Source organism: Paenibacillus sp. JCM 10914, from assembly GCF_001315105.1.
In the GTDB taxonomy this organism is placed as follows: Bacteria; Bacillota; Bacilli; order Paenibacillales; family Paenibacillaceae; genus Paenibacillus_AQ.
In genome coordinates this window covers 1-22,280 of record NZ_BAZR01000010.1, presented here as the reverse complement: position 1 = coordinate 22,280, position 22,280 = coordinate 1, and the positions used below count along the sequence as shown (strand labels likewise).

Annotated in this window: 23 protein-coding genes, 3 tRNA genes and 2 pseudogenes; 9 read left to right on the top strand and 19 right to left on the bottom strand. The window is 47.3% G+C overall.

What is annotated here, in order from left to right:
• The first annotated feature begins 164 nt into the window (after positions 1-164).
• The gene (locus JCM10914_RS13525) at positions 165-857 is read left to right on the top strand and encodes an SDR family NAD(P)-dependent oxidoreductase (protein WP_023961749.1); all 693 of its coding nucleotides are present in this window, start codon (positions 165-167) and stop codon (positions 855-857) included.
• Between the two features lie 335 nt (positions 858-1,192).
• Here the strand turns inward: JCM10914_RS13525 and JCM10914_RS13520 are convergent, their stop codons facing one another.
• Positions 1,193-1,750: a TetR/AcrR family transcriptional regulator gene (locus JCM10914_RS13520; RefSeq protein ID WP_036718172.1), complete on the bottom strand. Its 558-nt coding sequence runs from the start codon at positions 1,748-1,750 to the stop codon at positions 1,193-1,195.
• Between the two features lie 218 nt (positions 1,751-1,968).
• Here JCM10914_RS13520 and JCM10914_RS13515 point away from each other — a divergent pair, with 218 nt between their 5' ends.
• Together JCM10914_RS13515 and JCM10914_RS13510 are read left to right on the top strand one after the other, a co-directional pair.
• Entirely contained in the window at positions 1,969-2,814 is an 846-nt protein-coding gene (locus JCM10914_RS13515) for an SDR family NAD(P)-dependent oxidoreductase (RefSeq protein ID WP_023961745.1), read from the top strand.
• Positions 2,815-2,831: 17 nt separating this feature from the next.
• Complete coding sequence (locus JCM10914_RS13510) at positions 2,832-3,053, top strand: hypothetical protein (protein WP_023961743.1); 222 nt, start codon at positions 2,832-2,834, stop codon at positions 3,051-3,053.
• 873 nt (positions 3,054-3,926) lie between these two features.
• Here the strand turns inward: JCM10914_RS13510 and JCM10914_RS13505 are convergent.
• The 4 genes from JCM10914_RS13505 to JCM10914_RS13490 all read right to left on the bottom strand — a co-directional run bounded on the left by JCM10914_RS13505 (position 3,927) and on the right by JCM10914_RS13490 (position 7,108).
• The gene (locus JCM10914_RS13505; RefSeq protein ID WP_023961741.1) at positions 3,927-4,502 is read right to left on the bottom strand and encodes a TetR/AcrR family transcriptional regulator; all 576 of its coding nucleotides are present in this window, start codon (positions 4,500-4,502) and stop codon (positions 3,927-3,929) included.
• Positions 4,503-4,537: 35 nt separating this feature from the next.
• Positions 4,538-6,538, bottom strand: a complete 2,001-nt coding sequence (locus JCM10914_RS13500) for a serine hydrolase (RefSeq protein ID WP_023961739.1) — start codon at positions 6,536-6,538, stop codon at positions 4,538-4,540.
• A gap of 202 nt (positions 6,539-6,740) precedes the next feature.
• Positions 6,741-6,974: a hypothetical protein gene (locus JCM10914_RS13495; protein ID WP_036718169.1), complete on the bottom strand. Its 234-nt coding sequence runs from the start codon at positions 6,972-6,974 to the stop codon at positions 6,741-6,743.
• A gap of 69 nt (positions 6,975-7,043) precedes the next feature.
• Positions 7,044-7,108, bottom strand: a tRNA-Ala gene (locus tag JCM10914_RS13490).
• Positions 7,109-7,406: 298 nt separating this feature from the next.
• Here JCM10914_RS13490 and JCM10914_RS13485 point away from each other — a divergent pair.
• Together JCM10914_RS13485 and JCM10914_RS28415 are read left to right on the top strand one after the other, a co-directional pair.
• A complete protein-coding gene (locus tag JCM10914_RS13485; protein WP_023961737.1) occupies positions 7,407-8,576 on the top strand; it encodes a DUF418 domain-containing protein in 1,170 nt (389 codons plus the stop codon).
• A 269-nt stretch (positions 8,577-8,845) separates the two neighbouring features.
• Positions 8,846-9,211, top strand: a complete 366-nt coding sequence (locus tag JCM10914_RS28415) for a hypothetical protein (RefSeq protein WP_023961735.1) — start codon at positions 8,846-8,848, stop codon at positions 9,209-9,211.
• On the opposite strand, the gene JCM10914_RS13475 is transcribed toward JCM10914_RS28415, so the two are convergent.
• From JCM10914_RS13475 to JCM10914_RS13460, 4 genes are all read right to left on the bottom strand, one after another.
• A tRNA-Ala gene (locus tag JCM10914_RS13475) sits at positions 9,212-9,276 on the bottom strand.
• A gap of 163 nt (positions 9,277-9,439) precedes the next feature.
• On the bottom strand, positions 9,440-10,099 hold the full coding sequence (locus tag JCM10914_RS13470; RefSeq protein WP_023961733.1) for an alpha/beta fold hydrolase: 660 nt from the start codon (positions 10,097-10,099) through the stop codon (positions 9,440-9,442).
• Between the two features lie 36 nt (positions 10,100-10,135).
• Positions 10,136-10,516, bottom strand: coding sequence for a VOC family protein (locus tag JCM10914_RS13465; RefSeq protein ID WP_023961731.1), 381 nt, complete (start codon positions 10,514-10,516; stop codon positions 10,136-10,138).
• Positions 10,517-10,626: 110 nt separating this feature from the next.
• Positions 10,627-11,586 carry a sigma-70 family RNA polymerase sigma factor gene (locus JCM10914_RS13460; RefSeq protein WP_023961729.1) on the bottom strand — a complete coding sequence of 320 codons (960 nt, stop codon included), beginning with the start codon at positions 11,584-11,586 and terminating at the stop codon, positions 10,627-10,629.
• A gap of 333 nt (positions 11,587-11,919) precedes the next feature.
• Between JCM10914_RS13460 and JCM10914_RS13455 the strand changes: the two genes are divergently transcribed.
• Positions 11,920-12,198, top strand: coding sequence for a helix-turn-helix transcriptional regulator (locus JCM10914_RS13455; RefSeq protein WP_036718205.1), 279 nt, complete (start codon positions 11,920-11,922; stop codon positions 12,196-12,198).
• 92 nt (positions 12,199-12,290) lie between these two features.
• Positions 12,291-12,673 (top strand): annotated as a pseudogene (locus tag JCM10914_RS13450) (VOC family protein).
• Positions 12,674-12,999: 326 nt separating this feature from the next.
• Here JCM10914_RS13450 and JCM10914_RS13445 read toward each other — a convergent pair.
• A tRNA-Ala gene (locus tag JCM10914_RS13445) sits at positions 13,000-13,072 on the bottom strand.
• 194 nt (positions 13,073-13,266) lie between these two features.
• On the opposite strand from JCM10914_RS13445, the gene JCM10914_RS28410 reads away from it, so the two are divergent.
• On the top strand, positions 13,267-13,476 hold the full coding sequence (locus JCM10914_RS28410; protein WP_023961725.1) for a hypothetical protein: 210 nt from the start codon (positions 13,267-13,269) through the stop codon (positions 13,474-13,476).
• 180 nt (positions 13,477-13,656) lie between these two features.
• Here the strand turns inward: JCM10914_RS28410 and nrdR are convergent, their stop codons facing one another.
• Positions 13,657-14,130 (bottom strand): transcriptional regulator NrdR, encoded by a 474-nt coding sequence (nrdR, locus tag JCM10914_RS13440; RefSeq protein ID WP_023961724.1) that lies wholly within the window; start codon positions 14,128-14,130, stop codon positions 13,657-13,659.
• A gap of 146 nt (positions 14,131-14,276) precedes the next feature.
• Here nrdR and JCM10914_RS13435 point away from each other — a divergent pair, with 146 nt between their 5' ends.
• Complete coding sequence (locus tag JCM10914_RS13435; RefSeq protein WP_023961723.1) at positions 14,277-14,495, top strand: alpha/beta-type small acid-soluble spore protein; 219 nt, start codon at positions 14,277-14,279, stop codon at positions 14,493-14,495.
• Positions 14,496-14,563: 68 nt separating this feature from the next.
• Here the strand turns inward: JCM10914_RS13435 and JCM10914_RS13430 are convergent.
• The 8 genes and pseudogenes from JCM10914_RS13430 to JCM10914_RS13395 form a co-directional block, all read right to left on the bottom strand.
• Positions 14,564-15,129: pseudogene (locus JCM10914_RS13430) on the bottom strand (lytic transglycosylase domain-containing protein).
• Positions 15,126-15,725: a dephospho-CoA kinase gene (gene coaE, locus JCM10914_RS13425; RefSeq protein WP_023961720.1), complete on the bottom strand. Its 600-nt coding sequence runs from the start codon at positions 15,723-15,725 to the stop codon at positions 15,126-15,128. The pseudogene JCM10914_RS13430 and the gene coaE overlap by 4 nt, the downstream one beginning before the upstream one ends.
• Before the next feature lie 9 nt (positions 15,726-15,734).
• Positions 15,735-16,484 carry an MntP/YtaF family protein gene (locus JCM10914_RS13420; protein ID WP_023961719.1) on the bottom strand — a complete coding sequence of 250 codons (750 nt, stop codon included), beginning with the start codon at positions 16,482-16,484 and terminating at the stop codon, positions 15,735-15,737.
• A gap of 124 nt (positions 16,485-16,608) precedes the next feature.
• Positions 16,609-17,445 (bottom strand): DNA-formamidopyrimidine glycosylase, encoded by an 837-nt coding sequence (gene mutM, locus JCM10914_RS13415; protein ID WP_023961717.1) that lies wholly within the window; start codon positions 17,443-17,445, stop codon positions 16,609-16,611.
• 51 nt (positions 17,446-17,496) lie between these two features.
• The gene (polA, locus tag JCM10914_RS13410; RefSeq protein WP_023961715.1) at positions 17,497-20,157 is read right to left on the bottom strand and encodes a DNA polymerase I; all 2,661 of its coding nucleotides are present in this window, start codon (positions 20,155-20,157) and stop codon (positions 17,497-17,499) included.
• A 139-nt stretch (positions 20,158-20,296) separates the two neighbouring features.
• Positions 20,297-20,956 (bottom strand): phosphate signaling complex protein PhoU, encoded by a 660-nt coding sequence (gene phoU, locus JCM10914_RS13405; RefSeq protein WP_023961713.1) that lies wholly within the window; start codon positions 20,954-20,956, stop codon positions 20,297-20,299.
• Positions 20,957-20,998: 42 nt separating this feature from the next.
• Positions 20,999-21,754 carry a phosphate ABC transporter ATP-binding protein PstB gene (pstB, locus tag JCM10914_RS13400; RefSeq protein ID WP_023961711.1) on the bottom strand — a complete coding sequence of 252 codons (756 nt, stop codon included), beginning with the start codon at positions 21,752-21,754 and terminating at the stop codon, positions 20,999-21,001.
• A 47-nt stretch (positions 21,755-21,801) separates the two neighbouring features.
• On the bottom strand, positions 21,802-22,280 hold a 479-nt coding region (locus JCM10914_RS13395), incomplete at its 5' end, for a PstA family ABC transporter permease (RefSeq protein WP_036718161.1).

Here is a 22,280-nt window from a genome sequence, read left to right as displayed (position 1 = left end):
ATCTCCCTTCCGGATAAATCACAATTGAGTCAAATTGTTGTTTACACAACGAATCAGCAACACTGCTTATTGATTCGTATTGGATATTGCTATTAGTATATTAATTGACAGTTGTTGCCTAGTCAACATATATAGTTTTAATTCATATGCAAGGAGTGGGGAGAATGCAAGACTTATTCATAGCAGGGGGTACTTCCGGAATGGGCAAAGGGCTTGCCATTCACTATTTGCGCCAAGGGAGTAAAGTGACCGTTACCGGAAGCAACCGTCTCAGGGGACAAGAATTTCTGGACGAGGCGGCACGTTTGGGTGCTGCAAACCGCGCCTCCTTTATTCAAGCTGATCTATTATCTTTGTCGGAAAATCGTCGTGTCATTCAAGAGGTTCGAGAACGGCATGAGTCGCTTGACGGACTGGTTCTCACAGCGATGCAACAATTTCCCAAACGCAAATTAACTCCGGATGGATATGAGAGCACGTTTGCTCTCTACTATATCAGCCGATTTGTTCTGAGCTACGGTTTGACGGAATTGCTGGAGCGCGGGAACCATCCTGTTATTGTAAGCATCGGCGGTACCGGGATGACAAAAGGAGAAATTCATTGGAATGACCTCAATCTTCAACACAAGTATGGAGTGCTGAAGCTACCCTGCAGGGAGGGCGAGCGAACGACCTGCTTGGAGTCGCCTACGCCGAGAACAATAAGAACGCAAAAACACGCTTCATTCTTAATCATCCCGGATATACTCATAGTGGCACGAATCACTTGGCTCAACCGTTTAAAACCATCTTGCACGTCATGGGGAAGCTCTTCGCTCAGCCGGTGGATAAGAGTATCGGGCCTATTATCAAACTGATGGATAACCCTCCATCGCAGCCACTGATTGCCTGGGACCGGACTAAAGCCGTCGATCTGTCGCTTCCTACTCTTAATAAGCAGGATGCGATGAAGTTATATCGTTTGACCCAACACATCCTGTAATGCCAAAAAAAGAGGGTGTCTCATAAGATCTTTAGATCTTGCGAGATGCCCTTTTGCTGCTGGGAGACGCTTCGCCCTCTCCGCTACGCCGTGCAGATACTCTACTTTTTAAGACGCAACTCTGAAGCAGGCAGCAATGGATCATAAGCCAAGAATTGGCGTTTTTCTGTTCTTTTCAGCGACGTCATGTAGTGAATCTAATATCCACTTTTACTGAAAGCCATGAAGTACTAATAATGCAACCTTCTTGGCAATATCCTCTTTATCTAAAGCTGTATTCCCTGAGGCCCATTGAGATGCACTTTCATGAATCATCTGTGCAATGAGAGCTGAGTAAAGAACGATTTCATCCGCTGAACAATGGGAGGGTAAGGCTTTCAACAAATAAGCTTTTAATTCCGAAATAGCTTTGTCTTTCAATTGCGGTACAACCAAGGTTATATAGCTTCTGCGGCAATCGACATCTGGCTGTTGATAGAAATCGCATATTGCCAAGACAAGTTGAGTAATGCCCTCCTCATTGAATTCCACCTCGCCTTTCGTTCGATTTACGATTGCAGTCGAGGCAGTATCTCCCACGAGGTAGTCCAGTAATTCATATTTATCATTAAAGTGCGCATAGAAAGTAGCTCGATTCACTTGAGCTCCTTCTGCTAAATCAGCAATTGTTATTTGTTCAAAGTCCTTTTCATTTACTAGTTTAATAAAAGCATCAATCAAAGACTGCTTTGTTCGAGTCATCCTTAAATTCCTGACTTTTGTCCCCACTTCATTCACCTCTTCATTAGCGTATTCAACCCAGCTAGACAATTTTTCATGAATGTTGCTATAGCAACATCCCCACCTTATTGTTGGTTGTTCTACTCATATATTAGCTGTATATTCATTAAAGCAACACATGTTTATTTAATATATCACATTTGAGGAGTTTATAAACAATTTTCAATACGACAACGCTACAACAAATAGACCGGGAGGTAACAATAATGAAAACAATACTAATTACAGGCGGAACAGATGGAATCGGGAAAGGGGTAGCTTCGCACTACTTAAAAATGGGCTATGGCGTAATGGTTGTAGGCAGTTCAATTGCTAAAGGCAAGCTATTCTTAAATGAGGCGAAACAAATAGGAGCAGAAGATCGCACTATATTTCTTCAAGCTAATTTGAGTTTAGTTAAAGAGAACATGCGTATAATTGAGGAAGTAAAGAACAGGGTTGAATCCCTAGATATGGTCGTGTTCTCTGCAACCAGTCACACGATTAAAGAAGAATATACGGAAACACAAGAAGGATTTGAATTTAACTTCGGGTTGGCATATTTAAGTAGATTTATTCTTAGCTTCGGATTGAAAGAGCTATTAGAAAAAGCTGAAATGCCCGTTATTGTTAACGTTTGTGCACCAGGCATGAAGGGGACAGTTGATCTAAATGATATCCAAAACAAAAAAAATTATAACGGCTCTAAAGCCGGATTTCATGGCAGCCGGTTAAATGATTTGCTCGGTGTTGCTTTTACCAACAAGGATACGATTAAAAAGATCAAGTACGTTCTCTTTAATCCTTGGGCTGTAGCGACTGACGGTATGATGAATTCCATTAAAAATCCTGTCACTAGGTCTATCGCGAAGCTCCTGTTCAAAATAGTCGGAAAACCGGTCGATAAAGCCGTCCTTCCAATCATTGAATTGTTGGACAATCCTCCAAAGAATCAGTTGACGGCTTATATCCAGCGAAAAGAAGTAAGTCTAACGAAGAAAACCTTTGACCGAAAAAATGCGATACAACTTTATGGGAATACAATAAAATTACTGGAAGGAAAGATGAACTAGGTAATGTCGGAATCGTCATGGCAGGTCTTCGCAATTATGCTACAAATCTTTATAATGAGTTAAAGGATACAGGCATTTATGTTGGACATTTATCAATTGGAACCTTCATTAAGGTGGGTACGGATGGAGACCCCGATCTTATTGCAGAAGCATGGTATGATTTATACGATAAGAAAAACCGCTTTGAAGAAACATTCCCACAAAAGATTGATTCAAATATAATGTCAAATCAACGATAAGGCAACGTCTTTTCAGCACCTTGCGGCTCCTTCAGTAACATCTACTTGATCAACTAAGTATAGATACTGGCATGCGGTTCCATCCCAGGCGGGTAGATCGGAGAGCGAAGATCGGTATTTTCTCCAATAGCATTATTTCCAGAAAAATCACCGTTTCCTTTCGGTGACCCCCAATTTTCATTTCTAAATTACGAACCGAGCCCGGTAAAAGATTATGGTATTATCAACATCTAACGACTTCAAATCCACCCCAAAAAAATCACCTACGTTGTTCACTTGTTTCATTAATATATCCTCTTCCGAAAACACAAAAAACGCGTACACTCTAATAAATGAGTGTGCGCGTGTGCGCTTGAAATGTTTGGTGGAGCCTAGGTGATCGACCCTGATCGCATCGCTGCCAGCGATGCGATCTCCAGCGTATGCCGATTTATCCTCAGATCGCTTGGAAAGAGTGAAAAATCATTCGACTCACGAACCACTACGGGATGCAAAAAACATGCTAATGTGGCGTGTTCTTTGCATTTGTTGAACATAGACGAAATCGAATAAATGTTCTTGTTTCCTCTCATAGACCATGAGCACTGGTAAACTAAAGTGATACTCTCCTTTTTCAGAATGAATAAGTCTCATTGATAAGGACCCTTCTCGAAGCTAAGCATACTGTCCGGAAATATGAACCGTCCCTTCTCCTTCTAAACAGGCCATTAATTCTATCATTGGCTCCGCCAACAGATATGGAACCGTTTTATTTCTCCTGATCGTGATAAGTAAAACTCAATTGATTCATAAAGTGATTAACGGAATGATTATGCCATTTCATATTCGTTTATCTTCCGTTCGATGCGAAGGGGACTGGCGTCCATCCTTGAACTAGCCCCCTTCTTTACGGAATCGGGTGCCGATTATAACATCTTCAGCAGCGCTGTTCGAAATTTCATTCATTTTCTTCAAGTCAATCTCTGGCGGGAGCAGACCGTTGGCAACCATAATAGACAATCCTACTTGAAAAACTCTCATCTTGAATAAAATCATCGCGAGCTCCTCGTCGGTAAAGCCTTCCAGCTCCGGATCGGTTTTCATATGGCTCACAAGCTCTGCACCCATTGACTGATCGTAATCCTGTAAATACTCGTTCGGCTTCATGATAAAATCTCTGATTAATACCGGATACTCTTTAGCAAATTGCAAACTCGCGGCTCCGATATCACCGAACGGACTTCCCGTATTTTGTTCGGCGATCAATTGATGGCTCAGTTGGCTTACTTTTTTAATCACAGCCCGTTTGAGCTCTTCCACATCCGTAAAATTAACATAGATTGGTGCAATGGAGCTACCCAGCAACTCCGCCACTTTCCTGATCGTAATATTGTCTATTCCCTCGGTTTTCGCCACATTGAAAGCGGCATCTACAACTTGTTCCTCCGAAAACTTCTTCTTGGGCGGCATGCTGAACCTTCTTTCCTTTTTAATCACATTCCAGTTTAAATCACATTCCAGAAATTAAAGACCCACAACAAGATCAGAGTTGCCCCGGCAAAGCATGTATAATGAATGCGCCCTGGCACCCGCCAATAACCTCTCATCCACGCAAGCGCGGCAAATATAATCGTGCCTAATCCAATGACCGCCATCGCATAAGGCACGAATTTCGTCCATGCACTCCATGCAGGAGCTTCCCCATAGGCGATCGCCGGCAATTGATAGACAGGATGTGGTGCTCCCGCCAGCATAAATTCCAGAATAAAAATAATCGCAAGCAGTCCATACAAGATCGCGAACCATTTCCCAACTGACGCCGCGTTTGGCTGCTCGTTTACTTTTGTCGGTTTGTTTTTTATAAGACGGACTTTCTGCACAACAACCTTGATTCCCCAATATAGCAGGCTACCAATAACAAAAAGGATAGTCAAAGCGATTAGCATCATATTAAAAGTGCTCGCCTCATACCAAACCGCTTGGGAATAACTCATGGGGCCATCCGTCATCAGCATCGTTTTTCCAAACGAATCCGAGCCGAACACAATAGTCCGGAAGTCGCCGGTAAAATCCGGTGTTCTTCCTTCTCTCAAATTGTAATAAACACCAGGCTCTATTTCAATAAAACGATTCGTCTCCCCTAAAAGAGTAACCAGTAGATAGCCTTCTTCATCAGCTGCAACATGAATCACATTGTTGACAAGGCTGAGGAGTTTATCATCTGTCGTGTATGATCTCCGGTTTTGCTGATATTCGCCAACAAACTTGCCTGAACGCTCCAGCATTCCATCGGGAGGAACTAAGAATTCCGTGTCATTGGAAGGAAAGTATTGATCCATGAACGCTTGAAATACTTCATTGTTGATAAAATGGCTTCCTCCGCTATGAGAAATAAAAATCCCCGTTCTTTCCTGGGGCAGCAAATATAGAGCTGTGTTAAACAGCATCGTGCTGCCGGGATGCAGAAGCACATACCGCTCATTAAATTCTCCCTCGATAAAGCCGTATGCCATCCCATTCAAGCTTGGATGGTGGCTGAATAGTGGACTGAGCATCGTTCTCGCCGTTTCCGGTTCAAGGATGGACTGTCCATTATACTCACCGTCTTGCAAAAAGGCCAGCATAAATCGGGCCATATCCGCTGCCGAACTGCTCATGCTGCCTGCGGGCTCGGGCATATACTCAAACTCACCCTGCCGGTATTCGCCATCAACATAGCGGTACGCCTTGGCCATTTTCGCGGCTATAGGTTTGGGCAGCGGCTGGCGGAATGTGCTGTGCCGCATGTCCAGCGGCGCATAAAGATGAGTTTCTACATATTCGGCAAAAGGCAGCCCGGACACTTGCTCCACGATATAACCGGCTAATGCTGTGCCGTAATTCGAATAGGCGATCAATTCTCCAGCTGGAAAAACACGCGCTGGCCTGTACTCCCGTACGTATTCTTCGAGCGAAGGCATCCGATCTTGCCTCAGTTGAAAGATTAAGGATGAAAAGTCTTCAAACCCCGGAGTATGACTCATCAGATGCTTGAGTGTGATCGGTGTCGGCTGCGATGATCCCGAAGCAAATTCAAGCTCGGCAGGAATCTCAAAATCAATATACTGATTCACATCCGTGTCCAAATCAAGCTTCCCTTGCTCCACCAGTTGCATGACAGCCGTCCAGGTGAGAAGCTTTGAAGTCGATCCGATTCGAAAAAGCGTCCTCTCGGCGTGCACAGGCTCCCGCTTATCCAAATCGGCATAGCCATAGCCTTTCGCCAGTATTACTTCTCCGTCTGCAACGACGGAAACTGTCGCATTCGGAACATGATGCGATTCCATTTGCTCCTCCATAATGGCGTCTAAAAACTGCTCCACCTCTTTTGCTTCCAAGGATTGAACAGAAGCCTCTTCCGTTAATGCACTTACATAACGTACATTCGAAACATTCGCAAACAATACGATACCTGCAAGCACACTTAACAGTAATCTCATTTTCAACGCTTTCTTTACTATCTTCATTACGCTGCTCCCCTCCATTGAACCGCTTCACCCTCTTTCTACTACCTGAAAAGGTAATTAGCAGATGAAGAAGTCACGCATGATATAGATCACTTGTTATATAATATGTAATATATATCGTATGATATACCATGATTTTTCCATTGTAAAGTCCAAAAATGTCCTTCGATCAGGATCAGGTAGACCTCTTCCAATCCTGATGTCATGGCCAACAATGATACCCCCTTTGATCGGCAGCTCTTCTACAGTGCGGATGGAAATCTCTAGCTACGACGCGTTCCGACCCGGAATAAATCACCGTTTGATTTCGATGACCCCAATTTTCATTTCTAAATGACCAGCCGAACCATTCCCGGTACAATGGCTGAGTCTTTTCAATATCTAACGACTTCAAATCCACCCAAAACAAATCACCTATTTTCTTCACAAGTTTCATTAAGCATATCCTCCCGAAAACGCAAAAAACGCGCACACTCTAATAATGAGTGTGCGCTTAAAATTATAATGGAGCCTAGGGCGATCGAACCCCTGACCGCATCGCTGCCAGCGATGCGCTCTACCGCGTGAGCCGAAGTTGCACCTGAAAACATGAGCAATTCCTTACTAATGGAAGATGCACAAATATGACGACTTGATAATCCTTTTACTATGTTATCACAGGGAGAATAAGTCGAATGTAGGAGGTTCTAAGCGATTGTAAGAATACCCACTTAGTTCAGATAATTCTGTTAGCCCCAAAAAAGCATACCGAAATCTATGCAAAAGGATCATGAAAGAAATCACGTGCATATCGTGACATTTTTCACTAGGAAACAATACCTCGCGTTTGCTAGGCTAGGGGTAAGATACGACATAGGAGGGAAATGATATGAAACCAGCACCTGTAACAGACAAAAATCGATCCTTGGCTCCCGATTTGGCCAGAGGCTTTATGTTACTGCTTATTGCGATGGCTTACGCTCCCACTTACTTGTTCAACGTAGAAGTCGGCCTGTACACCCATCCCGCCGGAGGCGGTTTGCCGGATAAGTTTGTGCATGTGATGAGCCTTTTGTTTTTGGACAGCCGGGCTTATCCGATGTTTTCCGTTTTGTTCGGCTTCGGGATGGCCGCACTCGTGGTTAGACAACGTTCAGCGGGCTTGCCTGATCCGGAAATCCGCCGCTTGGTTCGCAGGCGCGGGCTGTTCCTGTTGTTATTCGGCTTTGTTCACGGCGTTCTCGTCTACGGCGGCGAAATTCTTGGCCCTTACGGCATCGCCACCTTGCTGCTGGGCTGGCTTCTGTTCCGGCAAGACCGCGCACTTAAGAAAGCCGTTCTGATTATGGCGCCGATCTTGGTGCTGACCGCCTGGGTTCTCGGCATCTTCATGGTTACGAACGACGTTATGGCACCCGTTCCGGATTATTCCATTGCGGGCTTGATCGAACGCATTTTCTCTTATCCCTTTGCTATTTTGTTCAGTTTGGTGCTCTTCCCAATTTTGCTCATTATCGTCATTGGCATGTGGGCCGGGCGGCGCGGCATTTTGTTCAAACCGGAAAGTCATGTGTCATTGTTGAAAAAGGTGGCTTTCATCGGAATCCCCATTTCCGTCGCGGGCGCCTTACCCATCACACTGACGGAGATTGGATGGTGGGCGCCGGGTGTCGAGATAAGCGGATTGATGTTCGGGGTGCAAGTCCTCACCGGCATGTTCGGCGGGATCGGCTATGCGGCCGTCTTCGGGCTGATCAGCATCCGCATTCAGCGGAATCCGGGCGTCGTGGCTCGAATGCTCGCAGCGGCCGGCAAACGATCGCTGACGTGTTACGTGCTGCAATCCACGCTGATCGCTGTCGTGCTGTCAGAGCCGCTGTTCGGATTGGGCGGGAAGATTCACAGCGCGGGTGCGGCGCTCGTTGCCATAGGCGCATGGGGGGTATCGGTGTTGTTTGCAACTTATTTGGAAAAGCGGAATCAACGCGGTCCGCTGGACGTCTTGCTGCGTAGGTTAGTTTACCGCAGCGGCTCCGTGAAAGGGCAGGCGGGAGGCTGACTTTTCAAGAGGAACGGCGTGCCTATGGGAAGAGATCCCATACGCACGCCGTTCGCGTTATGTGCTGCTGTAGCAGCGATGCGATACATCCTTACGACTCACAATTTCGGCGTTCCCGGCGCTTTAGCGATGCGGACTGCAGCTAGAATAAATAGTAGACACTTCTTAGTTTACATTTGAAAATAAGTATACTACGACTAAAGAGGTCGCGAAAATGAACGAGTCCAGACAACATTACAATGAAACGTTTAAATGTGAAGCTGTAAAATATGTTCAAGCAGTCCAAATCGATCGTCCAGTTCGCTGATGATTTAAATATTAATCTAGGCACGCTTCGCAACTGGGTCGGCAAGTACCGGGAATTTGAACATGAGCCCGTGAACCAAATGGAAATGGTTCGCCAGCAAACCGAGGTCATCGACGATCAAAAGCGTGAAATTGACGATCTAAAAAAAGAAATCGCCATTTTAAAAAAGGCCATGCACATCTTCAGCAAAGAGTTTGCTTCGCTTGTACTAAGCAACATACCTTTCAGTATTATGTTGAATCAAAAAGCGTATAACCTGGTTAGTACCATGCTGGAACACAGAAAAAACGCGCACACTCTAATAATGAGTGTGCGCTTAAAATTATAGTGGAGCCTAGGGCGATCGAACCCCTGACCTCATCGCCGCCAGCGATGCACTCTCCCACGGGAGCCGAAGGTGCACCTGATCCATACCTTTGTTCTTTTCCTTGTCAGTTATGATTTGAGAAAGCCCGAAAGCAGGGGCAGCAGGCTTTTGGCGTTCACCATATGGTCTTGCCCTGCAAGCTGTGTGAACGTTGCGTCGGGAATGGCCTCCATGAGTTGGCGGCCGACATCATGGATGGAGCTGGACTTTTTCGCCAACAATGATTTGCGTCGGTATAGAAACTTGAGTGGCTCGTTCAACTGGCGGCATGTCCTGAGTTAGCGTGATGTCATAAGCCAGGGTTGGGGACAGAGCTTTCATCGTTCGCCAGCCAGGAAATAGCGGCAATAGCAGCACAAATGCTTTGGGCATGCCAATCCCCTTCAAGAAGGTGCTCATGGCTTTGGCGTTTTTGCCATGATCGAGAAGTTTGTGTATGGTTTGGCTTAACTGTTGATATTCGGCCTTTTCTTGTTCATCGTGCACATAGGAGGCATCATACATCACTACCTTTTGTATTTTGCCGCCAAGCCGCAGAGCAGCCTCAAGTGCCAGCACGGCACCTGAAGAATGGCCATATAAATAAGCTCTGCCGCCGGCTGCATCGATCATCGCTTCGATATCTTCAATTTCACGCTCCATAGAATAAGGCAGCGTGTTGCCACTATCACCGCGTCCACGGCGGTCATAGGTATAAACGGTGAATGCAGCGGCAAATACCTTGGCATCCTGTACTACCGGCTTAAATGAGCGATAGCAGCTAGCTCCCGTAATGTATATGAGCGCAGGCCCGCTGCCGTAGACATCGTACGCTAAGGGAGTTCCATCTTTGGATTGGGTTGTTTTCATGCTGCCTCCTTCTTTATTGCTCGATTCGCATAAGCTTTACTCTTCTATAACCGCCAACATGTTGCCCGACGGATCCTTAAAAATGGCCATATCTGGGCCTGTACCCGCAGCTTTGCCTCGCATAATCCCAAGTTCATCATGCTCCATTCCGGCAATGACTTCTATGGCGATACCTTGCTGCCTGAGGTCGGCAACAGCTTGTTCAATATTGCTGACATCGAAGTTTAACACATGATAAGCGGCTGGCTGGTAATGGGGACCCATTGGCATAACATACACTTCGGTGCCATTAAGCGACAGCTTAAAGCCAAAACCATCCTCTTCAACCTTGAGTCCGAGCGTATTTCCATAGAAAATGGCAGCCTTGGCGATGTCGTCTACCCCAAAGCTGCTGTAAGAATAATTATTTAGAAACATAGTGACCTTCTCCTTCGTCGTTTGTTTGAAATGCTTACAGCTACTTCTATAGATATAGACGAACAAGCGGTTCCAAATTCATCGGTCCTTCCTCAAAAAAATACATGCAGCTATTTTTTCAAATGTGAGGGGAGACCAAACCGGGAATACAGAGCAGAATCGATAAATGTATGGATATGAGCGATTTTTCCACCTTGAATTTCAAGTACATGGATGCCCCACGGTTTCAAATCCCCTTCGGCTCCAGCAGGGAAATATTGTGCATAAGCAGGGCTTTGTCCGCTGACTTTGATGGGAAGCAGCTTGGATCCAAAGCAATGACTCCTTGTCGCTTCATAGAATGAAGCGAGGTTGTCGCGTTCGCGAACCCACATGGCAAAAGGCGGCATCGATAAGCTTGCCTTTTCGTGGAACAAGGCCAGGAGCGCCTCAATGTCGTATTTTTCAAAAGCCTCAACATAACGGTCAAGCAGTTCGCTGTCGATGGTACTGTCTGTATCACGCAGTGTATCCGATTGCAGATTGGTGCGATGCATGATCGCTCGAGCCCGTTGTAACGCACTGTTGACTGCAGTTGCAGTCATCCCCATCGCATCGCCAATCTCCTGGGCAGACCAGCTAAAGACATCACGCATAATGAACACGGCGCGTTGACGAGGAGGCAAGGTTTGCAGTATTGCAATAAACGCCAATCGAATCGTATTCTTTTGAACGACCCATTCCGCTGGATTCGCCGAAAAAATATCAGGTGCCGGCCAGATCCACGCGGAATGTGGCAATGTGTCGCTAGGTTCCACGATGAGCGAGGCGGGTTCTGACAGGTTCATGGAAAGGGCACGTCGCTTCGCGGTCCTCAGTCTATCCAAGCATACGTTGGTCGCAATTCTATACATCCAGTGTCTGCGCGAGGATTCCTGCCGAAACTTATCCCAACTCTGCCATGCACGCAATAAGGTGTCCTGAACGGCATCGTCCGCTTCGAAGATGGACCCTAACATCCTATAACAGTATGCGGTTAATTCTGACCGAAACTCTTCAATGGGCGCGAACTCCCTATCATTAATGTCCATTCCATCATCCCCCTGTTCTGCAGATCTCACATAAACACGCTTATATGACCCAACGATTTTCGGGAATCAATTGCCTACCAAACGACAGGTGAAAAGCAGCTAACAAATCAAAATAAATATCTAATGCCCTTCGCTGCTAGATTCAATTTATAGAAATCCAAAAGCGATTGTTTCAAAGTAAGATCATACCGAATCGAAAACATGGGATCCATAATCCGTCCCAGTACGGCAACCGGGACTGTATGTTGCTTTAGGTCAAGGAATAGCCAATTACAAGTAACATCAGGGTTTCTTATCTTGACAAGCAACCTCAGAGTTGCATATAATCAATATATGAATTGGGACAAAGACGCTATATTCAATGCACTTGGTGACTCGACTCGGCGGCTTATATTAGACGAACTATCCGAACGCAACGAGCTGACGTTGTATGAACTTACGACCCGTCTCATTATGAAGCACCACCTCACCATTTCACGACAAGCGATAGCTAAACATCTTACAACATTGGAAGATGCAGGGCTCGTAAAATCTGAAAAACGGGGGAAATATCGAGTGGTTATATTCAACAACGAACCACTTAAAAATTTGCTGAAACGATGGATAGAATAATTTTTATTAATAAGTTCTGATGAATGTATGTTTTTCTGTTTGGAGCCAATGTTAACAGAGCACGAACGTCGCAAATATTAAAGGAGGCATTTATGAAAATCATTGTTACCAGTATATTCGTTCAAGATCAAGATAAAGCATTGGAGTTTTATACAGAAACACTGGGCTTTGTAAAAAAGCATGATGTTCCCGTCGGAGAATTTAGGTGGATAGCGCTTGTTTCTCCCGATGAGCAAGACGGTACCGAGCTTTTACTTGAACCGAATGACCATCCTGCCGCCAAAGAGTTTCAAAAGAAGATATCGGCGGATGGCATCCCAGCAACAATGTTTAACGTTGAAGATATTGATAACGAGTACAAACGATTATTGGGACACGGCGTAAAGTTTACTATGGAGCGACAAAAATGGGCGAACTCACCATAGCTGTTTTTGACGATACATGCGGCAACCTTATTCAGATTGTGCAAAAGTAACTGTCCTTTTACGACAGATGTATACATGCTTAACGTTTGCTTAATAAACAGCGCAGTCTAGGACTTTATTTTCTCGTCCAAGGCTTACCGCTGTTTTTATATTTGGGTTAGTCTAAACCTTATTTCTCGGACACTGACGGTATTTGAAAAATCACTTGGCAACCAGCAGATCTAGTCTATTACTTTATTTTCTCTCCACAGCAGAACGGCGCATCGTCGTTTCACCTTTTATTATGCTCAATTTTCGTCCCCAATACCATCTATGGCCAGGACAAAAGAGGTATTAAAATAGCAAAAAACCCTTGATTTCAAGGGTTTTCTAATTATGGAGCCTAGGGGGATCGAACCCCTGACCTCATCGCTGCCAGCGATGCGCTCTCCCAGCTGAGCTAAGGCCCCTTATTCAAATTGCGTACGAGCTGTCGATTTCTTCCCGCTCGAATAATATAACATATGAGAGCACAACGCTGCAAGCATTTTTTGGTGAACAAGGTAGGTTATATCGTATTTCTGAAATTGACGTGTCAGATGTTATAATGGTACATAGCTCGGAGCTAAAGACTCCTCATAAATATAAAGTGTGGTGCCATCCTATGACCTACGTATTAAGAACGATCATCTTCATTCCTGTAATAACCTTATTCTATCTGTTCGGACGGTTTGTCCTATTCGATCTCTTCCAGCTCGATTCACTGCTGTATCAGAGCTTGTTAGAACTCGGCTATCTGACCATCGCCGGACTCGTTTCCTTACTACTGTCAACAAAGATTGTGGATGAGTGGAGAAACAACCGCGAACCTTAATGACATGATGAACGATCCAGCAACGATCTACACCATGACCTTTCCAACAATCGCCATGCGCGGCTGTTCAGGACAAGGTCTTTTTCAATGGGACTTAGACAACTCAGAAACTCAGACCCATAGCCTTACTCTAAAAAGAAGACGCCACAAGAGCACCGCTCGCTTTTCGCGAGAGCGCTCTTACAGTTCCTGACCTTGACCATCCTTGGACAACAGGCTCTTCAGTTCCTTCATAAACATATTGATATCTTTGAACTGACGGTAAACGGACGCAAACCGCACGTAAGCAACCTCATCCACCGGATACAGCCGCTCCATTAACAGTTCACCGATTAATCGGCTCTCGACTTCGGCAGCAGCGGTATTGCGCAGCGCTTTCTCCACATCGGAGACGATCATATCGAGCTGATCAACGGATACAGGACGTTTCTCGCACGCACGGATTAGACCGCGCAGCACTTTCTCCCGGCTGAACTCCTCACGACTTCCATCCTTCTTAACCACGATCAGCGGCGTTTCCTCTACCATCTCGAACGTAGTGAACCTTTTGCTGCATTGCTCGCATTCCCTGCGCCTGCGGATCGATTTATTCTCGTTAGCTGGCCTGGAATCCAGCACTTTGGTGCCCGAAAAACTGCAATAGGGACATTTCATATGGTGACCTCACTTTCTTAAACTCAAGCTATATAAGTCATTCTGGCATCAGAAAAAATTACCAGTAAATCTTTTGTTGATTATGTTATGAAAATGCGAAACCCGAGACATAATACTTTTACCAACTCAAGGAGGTGAACATTCACATGGCACAAAACAACAGCTCTAACAACCTGGTTGTACCTCGCGCTAACGCTGCTCTTGAGCAACTGAAATACGAGGTAGCTCAAGAACTTGGTATTTCCATCCCACAAGACGGATACCAAGGTAACATGACTTCCTACGAGAACGGTTCGATCGGTGGTTACATCACGAAGCGTCTTGTAACCCTGGCTGAACAACAATTGGCTGGTCAATTCAAATAATTGATTCTTCCTCTAAAGAAGAGTGTTGGCAGCTCGCAAGAGCCGTGCCAACGCTCTTTTTCAATTATTCAAAAGCCGTCCTTATACAGGTCCGTATATTGATTATAATAATAAATGACACGTTGTACATAATGCCGGGTCTCACCGATCGGTATGCTCTTGACGTTATCGTACGTTCCGTCCCACATATCTTTGTTGATCCAGTTCTTCACATTCCCTGGACCGGCATTATAAGCCGCAATAGCGGCAATCGGATTGCCATCCATCTCTTGATGAAGTTTCTGAATATACCATGTACCAGCTGTATATTTGCATCCGCCTCATTCCTCACATGCTGCAGCGTAACGGCTGGAAGCTTGGCCATATCCATGGCCCAATTCGCCGTATCCGGCATTAACTGCATGATACCGAGCGCACCTTTCTTCGATTCCTTCCCCGTCTTGAAGTTAGTCTCCACCTTGATGATCGACGCTACGAGAAACGGGTCCACTTCATAATGGACCGCATGCTTGCGGATTTCATCTTTATAATGGATCGGATACAAGAGAACCATCCAGTTGGAGCTCAGGAACAACAACGCGACAAAGGATATAAACAACAATAGCAGCACTCTTTTTTTACGCAGCCACCTCATAGCTGTACCATCTGCAGCCACAGCTTGTCCACTTGCAACTGCGTATTCGTCAGAGTACCGCTATTATCGATGACACAATCCGCCATCTGCTTCTTTTCTTCAATGTCCATCTGACTGGCAACGCGGGCTTCTGCCGCATCTCTAGTCAGAGCATCTCGCTCCATCAGACGCCCAATCTGCACCTCCCGCGGCACGTACACTACCACAATCTGTTCCAGGTAAGGATACTGCGCTCTGGATTCCAATAACAGCGGAATATCGGCCACCACGAGCCGCTGTGGGTGCTGCGCCTCATAGCGCGCCATCCGTTCCTCGATCTCTCTGCGAATCGCAGGATGCGTGATCTCGTTCAGCACCTGCCGTTGGTCAGGTTGATGAAATATAATCTCTCCTAGCTTCTTACGATTAAGCGTACCATCTTCGAGCAGCACATCTTGTCCAAAATGTGCGGTCACTTCAGCCAGCACCGGATGGCCTGGAAGCATCACTTCCCGCGCGATGGCATCTGCATCGACGAGAAGTGCTCCCTTCTTGGCCAACATCGAGGACACGGTGCTCTTGCCTGTTGCTATTCCCCCGGTTAAACCGATTTTCATGACTTCACCTCATAACAGCTTCATAATACCCATTACCATTAACAGAAGAGCAGGCGCGAAAGAGATAAACCGCATCCCGCTTCTGGATGCAAATCGAAGACCAACCTTCATCCCCATGATGAGAAAAATACCGCTAAATAACGCGACAATCGCCGCTGTTCCAAGCGGAGAGAAGCCTAGCATGGCTGCTCCGAGCCCCGCACCAAACGCATCGAGGGATAACGCGATTCCTAACCACATTGCTTCCCAAGGAGAGATGCTGCCCGAGTCATCCAAATCGGCTTTGGAAGGGCTCCGCAGAATCTGAATAACGACACCCATCTTGGGAATCTCTAAAGAGAATACGGCTTTGGGAATCAGCGTTGGCTCGTTACGGGCAGTCATGTCATTGACCTCCGTCGCCGCCGCTGTTTCCATCACGACTTCACCACTGCTGATCGTCTGTTCTTCCCTGCTAGCATTGCCTGACGCCACGTCCGAGTCAGGCTTCCTGATCAGCTGTTGGTACAAGGACCAACCGCCGAGCACGATGAGGATAGCTGCACCGATGATGGAAGCGACGTCTGGCGATAAATATCGCTGTAACAACGAGCCTGCCATCATGGATATACACAGAACCAGACCTGAGCAGAATGAGATGATCAGCACAGACAACGCCGGGATCTTTGTTTTGCGCAGACCGTATGTAACACCAGCCCCGAATCCATCGAGGCTAATGGCCATGGCCAGCAGCACAGACGGGATAATATGACTGAGCACCCTGTTCCCTCCTCGAAAAAAGCGCCATCTTCACCAGCTCATTCCTGAAGAAGAGCTGTTATTCCAGCGCTCCACATATGTTTCACAGTATATGTGGGGAGAAAAGAATGGGTGCATGCCTATTTTATGATTTCTTGTCCGGCTGACAGGCAGGACAGAAGTGAGTTCCGCGACCGCCGACCACGATTTTGTGGACCGGACCACCGCATTTATAACACGGCTCGTCCTTACGCCCGTATACCTTGTGACTTTTCTGGAACATCCCCATCTCACCCTGGCCATCGACGTAGGATTTAATGGAAGATCCTCCGGCTGCAACCGCTTCGTTCAACGTATCCACAACCGCGTGGTACAATATCTCAAGCTCCGTCTCAGACAAGCTGTTGGCGTTACGCTCCGGATGAATGCCGGCCCGGTGCAACGCCTCATCGACATATATATTGCCGATCCCAACGACATATGCCTGATTCAGCAGCACAGCTTTGATCTTCGTCTTCTTCGTGCCGATAATCTCCTGAAAGGTCCGCGGCGTCAGCGTATCGCCCAGCGGCTCGTAGCCGAGCTTAACCAGAGGAGCTTGGGTGAATTCCTCTCCCGGCGCGAACAAGTGCATCGTACCGAATTGACGCACATCCTTGTATCTCAGCTCCGTTCCGTCCGAGAAATGAAAGATAACATGCGTATGTTTCTCCACGGGTTCTCCGGATCGATACACACCGTACCGTCCTTCCATGCGAAGGTGAGAGACCAGCACCAATCCGTCCAGCAATATCCGCAAAAACTTCCCGCGACGCTCCACACCTTCAATGGTGTGGCCCTGCAACATGAATGCAAACGCATCGATGTCATCTGGTCGCTGAATAATTCGGGGCAGATTCACAGTTACATGATCTATATGTTTACCCTTGATCAATTGATTCAAGGTTCGTTTGACTGTTTCAACTTCCGGCAATTCCGGCATAATCCTTCACCTCATTCTCATTATACCGGAAGACGGCACCTTGCGGGAACCCTACTTCGCCTCATACCAATTCGTGCCGAAGCTCACCTCGGATTTGAGCGGAACGGAGAGTTCAAGCGCATGGCTCATCACTTCCGGAACGAGTTCCTTCATCACTTCCAGCTCATCTTCCGGCACCTCGAACACCAACTCATCGTGCACCTGGAGCAGCATGCGGCTGCGCAGTCTGCGTTCCTGTAGAGCAGTGTCCATATGAACCATGGCAAGCTTAATGATATCGGCTGCTGTGCCTTGAATCGGCGTATTCATCGCCGTGCGCTCAGCAAATGATCGCAGGTTAAAGTTGCTGGCATTGATCTCCGGCAAATACCGTCTGCGCTCCAGCAGCGTCTTCACATAACCATCTTCCTTCGCTTGCTTGACGATGACATCCATGTATCTGCGAACACCCTGGAACACTTCGAAATACTGGTTGATGAACGCCGCGGCTTCCTTACGCGTGATGTTCAGGTTCTGGGACAGACCGTAATCGCTAATGCCATACACGATCCCGAAGTTAACGGCTTTAGCGGATCTGCGCATGTTCGAGTCCACCTCATCGACGCCTACGCCGAATACGTCCATTGCGGTCTTCGTATGAATGTCCATATCATGGACAAAAGCTTCCTTCAGTCGCTCGTCGTCGGATATATGTGCGAGCACACGAAGCTCAATCTGGGAATAGTCGGCTGCCAGTATGCTCCAGCCTGGCTCAGAAGGAACAAATACCTTGCGCAGCTTGCGGCCTTCCTCCAGCCGGATCGGAATATTCTGCAAATTGGGATACTGACTGCTAAGGCGCCCTGTCGCTGCAATCGTCTGCCGGTAGTACGTATGGACTTTTCCCGTTTCGGTCGAAATTTCCTTGAGCAGTCCTTCCACATACGTCGATTGCAGCTTCGCCAGCGTGCGATACTGCAAAATCAAGCGTACGATATCATGATAAGGCGCCAGCTTCTCCAATACCTCAGCATCGGTAGAATAACCCGTCTTCGTCTTCTTGATCACCGGTAGTTCCAATTTGACGAACAAGATTTCACCAAGCTGCTTAGGTGAGTTCAAGTTGAATTCCGTTCCCGCAATCTCGTAGATTTCGGCGACCAGTTTCTCGATCTGGCTCTCGAATTCATGGCCCAATTGCTTCAGGTCCTCTGCATTGACGGCTATTCCCTGCTTCTCCATATCCGCGAGAATACGGGATAACGGCATCTCCAGATCATAGAAGAGCGGCAGCATACCGTTGGTAGACAGTTCCTGCTCTTGAACCGGTACAAGCTCCGTAACAGCCAGACATTTCCGTGCCATATGCTCGCTAAGCTTGTCCAGCTCAGGCACCTTATACTTAGCTCCTTTGCCGAATATCTCCTCGTCTGCCTGCAGATAGGCTAATCCATATTTCGCCGCGAGCGAACTCAGGCTTTGATTCGATTCGGTTGGATCGAGCAGATACCCGGCAAGATGTACGTCAAAGGATGCGCCTGCAAAGGCAATGCCCTGCCAGTGCAGCGCAATCTCGATTCGATGCAGATCATACCCGCGCTTGGGAATACCGCTGTCCGCGAGCCAATCACGAATCGGCTGTGCAGCCCCGGACTGGAGCACATCAAACGGAAGATAGAACTGCCGATCCTCCGTTGCCAGCGACAGACCGATGACATCAGCATGATGCGGATTGTCTCCATGTGTCTCGACATGCAAATGCCCAATCTGATCCAACAGCTCCGCAACCTCGGATACCCCGTCTTCATCGATTACCGTTACATTGATCTTTGCTGCCGCAGGGGCTTCTGCCCCATCTGCTGTCATCCCGCTCGCACTCAGATTCAGTCGTTCGATGAGCGATTTGAATTCCAGCTTAGCCAATGCAGGGCCAGCCGTCTCCTCGTTCAAGCCGGGAAAGGCCATGTCGTCCAGTGACTGTTCCAACTGCACTTCGCGGAAGATGGTGGCGAGCTTTTTACTTAGAACAGCCGATTCTGCATGCTCTTCGATCTTCTCCTTCATCTTGCCCTTCAGCTCATCCGTCCGTGACACGACGGCCTCAACTGAGCCGAATTCATGAAGCAGCTTCAGCGCCGTCTTCTCCCCTACGCCTGGTACTCCCGGGATATTGTCGGAAGCATCGCCCATAAGCCCCTTCAGATCGATGATCTGATCCGGCGTGAGTCCATAACGCTCCTTAATTTGCTCCGGTCCATAATACTCAATCTCCGTCACACCCTTGCGAACCATCGCAATCGTGGTATGCTCCGAAGCAAGTTGCAGCATATCCTTATCCCCGGATACTACCATCACCTTGCGGCCGGCCTCATCTGCTTGGCGCGTAATCGTACCGATAATATCATCGGCTTCATAACCGCCAATCTCGAACTGTGACACGCCAAGGCCGCGCAGCAAATCTTTCAAGAGTGGGAATTGGCCAGACAGCTCTGGCGGCGTTTTCTGTCGTCCGCCCTTATAGTCTTTATAATCTGCATGTCGGAATGTTTCCTTACCGGCATCAAAAGCGACCATCATATGCGTCGGCTTATGCTCTTCAATCAATCGAAGCAGCATCGTTGTGAAGCCATAGACCGCATTCGTTTGCTGACCACTTGCATTCGTCAGCGGCGGCATCGCAAAAAAGGCGCGGTAAATAATATTATTTCCATCAATTAATATCAGCTTATCCATGAAAACACCTCGCACAATATGACTTCCTTTCCACATGATAACATAGGTTTCCCCTATTTCCGAACAATCCAACGGATTCCGTTAAATTCAATCCCGTAAACGGCAAAACGCCGGCTTTCGCCAGCGTTTCCCACCTTCTCTATTGATTTAAATCTGGGCGGTGGCCTGTCACCAGATAGACCGTGCTCTCGCCGATGTTCGTGGCGTGATCTGCGATCCGTTCAATATAGCGGCCGACCATAATCAGCAGCATCGCCTGATTCGCAGAATCGGGATCGGAGGTGAGATGCGCATACAGATCCTGAAGAATGACGCTATACAAGTGATCCACCTGATCATCATCTTGGGCCATCTTATAGGCGAGATCCGTGTTTTCCGACAAATACGATTCGATCGATTCAGAAACCATGACCCGCACCATATCCGACATACGCGGAAGGTCAACCAGGGGCTTGATCAATTGCTGACCCTGCAGACGAATCGTAACCTTGGCGACATCTCGGGCCAGGTCCCCCATTCGCTCCAAGTCACTGGCAATCCGAAATGCGACCAGAATTCGGCGTAAATCCTTGGCCACAGGCTGCTGTGTTACGATCAACTTCGATCCGATCTCCATGATCTGCTCTTCCATTGCATTTAACTGTATATCGTTCTTAATAATGCTCTGGGCTTTGTCCGCATCCAGCGTTTGAAGCGACAAGACCGCATTCGCCAATGCCTCTTCCATATGCTTCCCCATATCTTGAAGCAATGACCTAAGTTCATTCAGTTGCTGATCAAACTCGATTCTCCGGATCATCTATTGCTCCTCCTGTCCCATATATGAAAATCTTGCGATATTTTAACCGAAGCGGCCGGAAATATAGTCTTCTGTCCGGGCATCGGATGGTGTTGAGAACAACACTTCTGTATTCGCCGACTCTACAACCTCACCATTCAGGAAGAATACGGTTTGCCCGGATACCCGCGCTGCCTGGTGCATGTTGTGCGTAACCATAACGATCGTATAATTACTCTTCAGTTCCTGGACAAGCTCCTCAATCTTCAGCGTAGAAATCGGATCCAGTGCAGACGTTGCTTCATCCATTAGCAGGATGTCGGGCTGAACGGCAAGCGCGCGCGCAATACACAGACGCTGTTGTTGTCCACCTGACAAGCTTAATGCTGAGCGCTTCAGATAGTCCTTGACCTCATCCCAGAGGACCGCTTGCTTTAAGCTTTGCTCTACGATTACGTCAAGCTCTGCCTTGTTCCGAATACCATGCAGTCTCGGTCCATATGCAATGTTGTCGTATATCGATTTCGGGAACGGATTCGCTTGTTGGAATACCATGCCGATCTTCTTGCGCAGAGCTTCTACGTGGACATCGTCACCGTAAATCTCGGTTCCGCCAATCTGGATGCTACCTTCGATTCGAGTGCCCTGAATCATGTCGTTCATTCGGTTAAGCGTGCGCAGCAAAGTTGATTTACCGCAGCCGGAGGGACCGATGAAAGCCGTTACCGCCTTCTCGGGAATATCCAACTTCACATTTTTTAGCGCATGGTAGGTTTCATAGTACAAATTCAATTTATCGATTTGGATAATGGGTTCCATTGGTCATTCATGTCTCCTTTATGATTCGCGATGGCTCTGTCTGAGGCTTAGAGGTTCTTCGAATACTTATGACGAATCCATACCGCCAGAATGTTCATAATGAACAGCATAATCAGCAACAGGATAATGCCTGAGGCCGCCAGTTCATGGAACGCCTCGCTCGGACGCGATACCCAGTTGAAGATTTGAATCGGCATTACCGTAAAGGAATCGAGCAGATTCTCCGGTAAGAAGGCGACGTACGTCAACGCACCGATCATAATCAGCGGCGCCGTTTCGCCGATGGCACGCGACAAGGCGAGTATGACCCCGGTCATGATGCCCGGCATCGCGGATGGAAGCACCGATTTCGATACCGTTTGCCACTTGGTTGCCCCAAGAGCATACGAAGCATCGCGCCGGTTCTTAGGCACAGCCCGCATCGCTTCCTGTGCGGCCACAATGATGATCGGAAGCACGAGCAAGGTCATCGTTAACACGCCGGAGAGCAAACTTCGCCCAAGCCCCATCCCCCGTACCAAAATAG

What these genes read in the sequence shown, in the direction of transcription:
- JCM10914_RS13525 (WP_023961749.1), top strand. Translation starts at nt 165, where the DNA reads ATGCAAGACTTATTCATAGCAGGGGGTACTTCCGGAATGGGCAAAGGG.
- JCM10914_RS13515 (WP_023961745.1), top strand. Translation starts at nt 1,969, where the DNA reads ATGAAAACAATACTAATTACAGGCGGAACAGATGGAATCGGGAAAGGG.
- JCM10914_RS13510 (WP_023961743.1), top strand. Translation starts at nt 2,832, where the DNA reads ATGGCAGGTCTTCGCAATTATGCTACAAATCTTTATAATGAGTTAAAG.
- JCM10914_RS13505 (WP_023961741.1), bottom strand. Translation starts at nt 4,502, where the DNA reads ATGCCGCCCAAGAAGAAGTTTTCGGAGGAACAAGTTGTAGATGCCGCT.
- JCM10914_RS13500 (WP_023961739.1), bottom strand. Translation starts at nt 6,538, where the DNA reads ATGAAGATAGTAAAGAAAGCGTTGAAAATGAGATTACTGTTAAGTGTG.
- JCM10914_RS13495 (WP_036718169.1), bottom strand. Translation starts at nt 6,974, where the DNA reads ATGAAACTTGTGAAGAAAATAGGTGATTTGTTTTGGGTGGATTTGAAG.
- JCM10914_RS13485 (WP_023961737.1), top strand. Translation starts at nt 7,407, where the DNA reads ATGAAACCAGCACCTGTAACAGACAAAAATCGATCCTTGGCTCCCGAT.
- JCM10914_RS28415 (WP_023961735.1), top strand. Translation starts at nt 8,846, where the DNA reads ATGTTCAAGCAGTCCAAATCGATCGTCCAGTTCGCTGATGATTTAAAT.
- JCM10914_RS13470 (WP_023961733.1), bottom strand. Translation starts at nt 10,099, where the DNA reads ATGAAAACAACCCAATCCAAAGATGGAACTCCCTTAGCGTACGATGTC.
- JCM10914_RS13465 (WP_023961731.1), bottom strand. Translation starts at nt 10,516, where the DNA reads ATGTTTCTAAATAATTATTCTTACAGCAGCTTTGGGGTAGACGACATC.
- JCM10914_RS13460 (WP_023961729.1), bottom strand. Translation starts at nt 11,586, where the DNA reads ATGGACATTAATGATAGGGAGTTCGCGCCCATTGAAGAGTTTCGGTCA.
- JCM10914_RS13455 (WP_036718205.1), top strand. Translation starts at nt 11,920, where the DNA reads ATGAATTGGGACAAAGACGCTATATTCAATGCACTTGGTGACTCGACT.
- JCM10914_RS28410 (WP_023961725.1), top strand. Translation starts at nt 13,267, where the DNA reads ATGACCTACGTATTAAGAACGATCATCTTCATTCCTGTAATAACCTTA.
- nrdR (WP_023961724.1), bottom strand. Translation starts at nt 14,130, where the DNA reads ATGAAATGTCCCTATTGCAGTTTTTCGGGCACCAAAGTGCTGGATTCC.
- JCM10914_RS13435 (WP_023961723.1), top strand. Translation starts at nt 14,277, where the DNA reads ATGGCACAAAACAACAGCTCTAACAACCTGGTTGTACCTCGCGCTAAC.
- coaE (WP_023961720.1), bottom strand. Translation starts at nt 15,725, where the DNA reads ATGAAAATCGGTTTAACCGGGGGAATAGCAACAGGCAAGAGCACCGTG.
- mutM (WP_023961717.1), bottom strand. Translation starts at nt 17,445, where the DNA reads ATGCCGGAATTGCCGGAAGTTGAAACAGTCAAACGAACCTTGAATCAA.
- polA (WP_023961715.1), bottom strand. Translation starts at nt 20,157, where the DNA reads ATGGATAAGCTGATATTAATTGATGGAAATAATATTATTTACCGCGCC.
- phoU (WP_023961713.1), bottom strand. Translation starts at nt 20,956, where the DNA reads ATGATCCGGAGAATCGAGTTTGATCAGCAACTGAATGAACTTAGGTCA.
- pstB (WP_023961711.1), bottom strand. Translation starts at nt 21,754, where the DNA reads ATGGAACCCATTATCCAAATCGATAAATTGAATTTGTACTATGAAACC.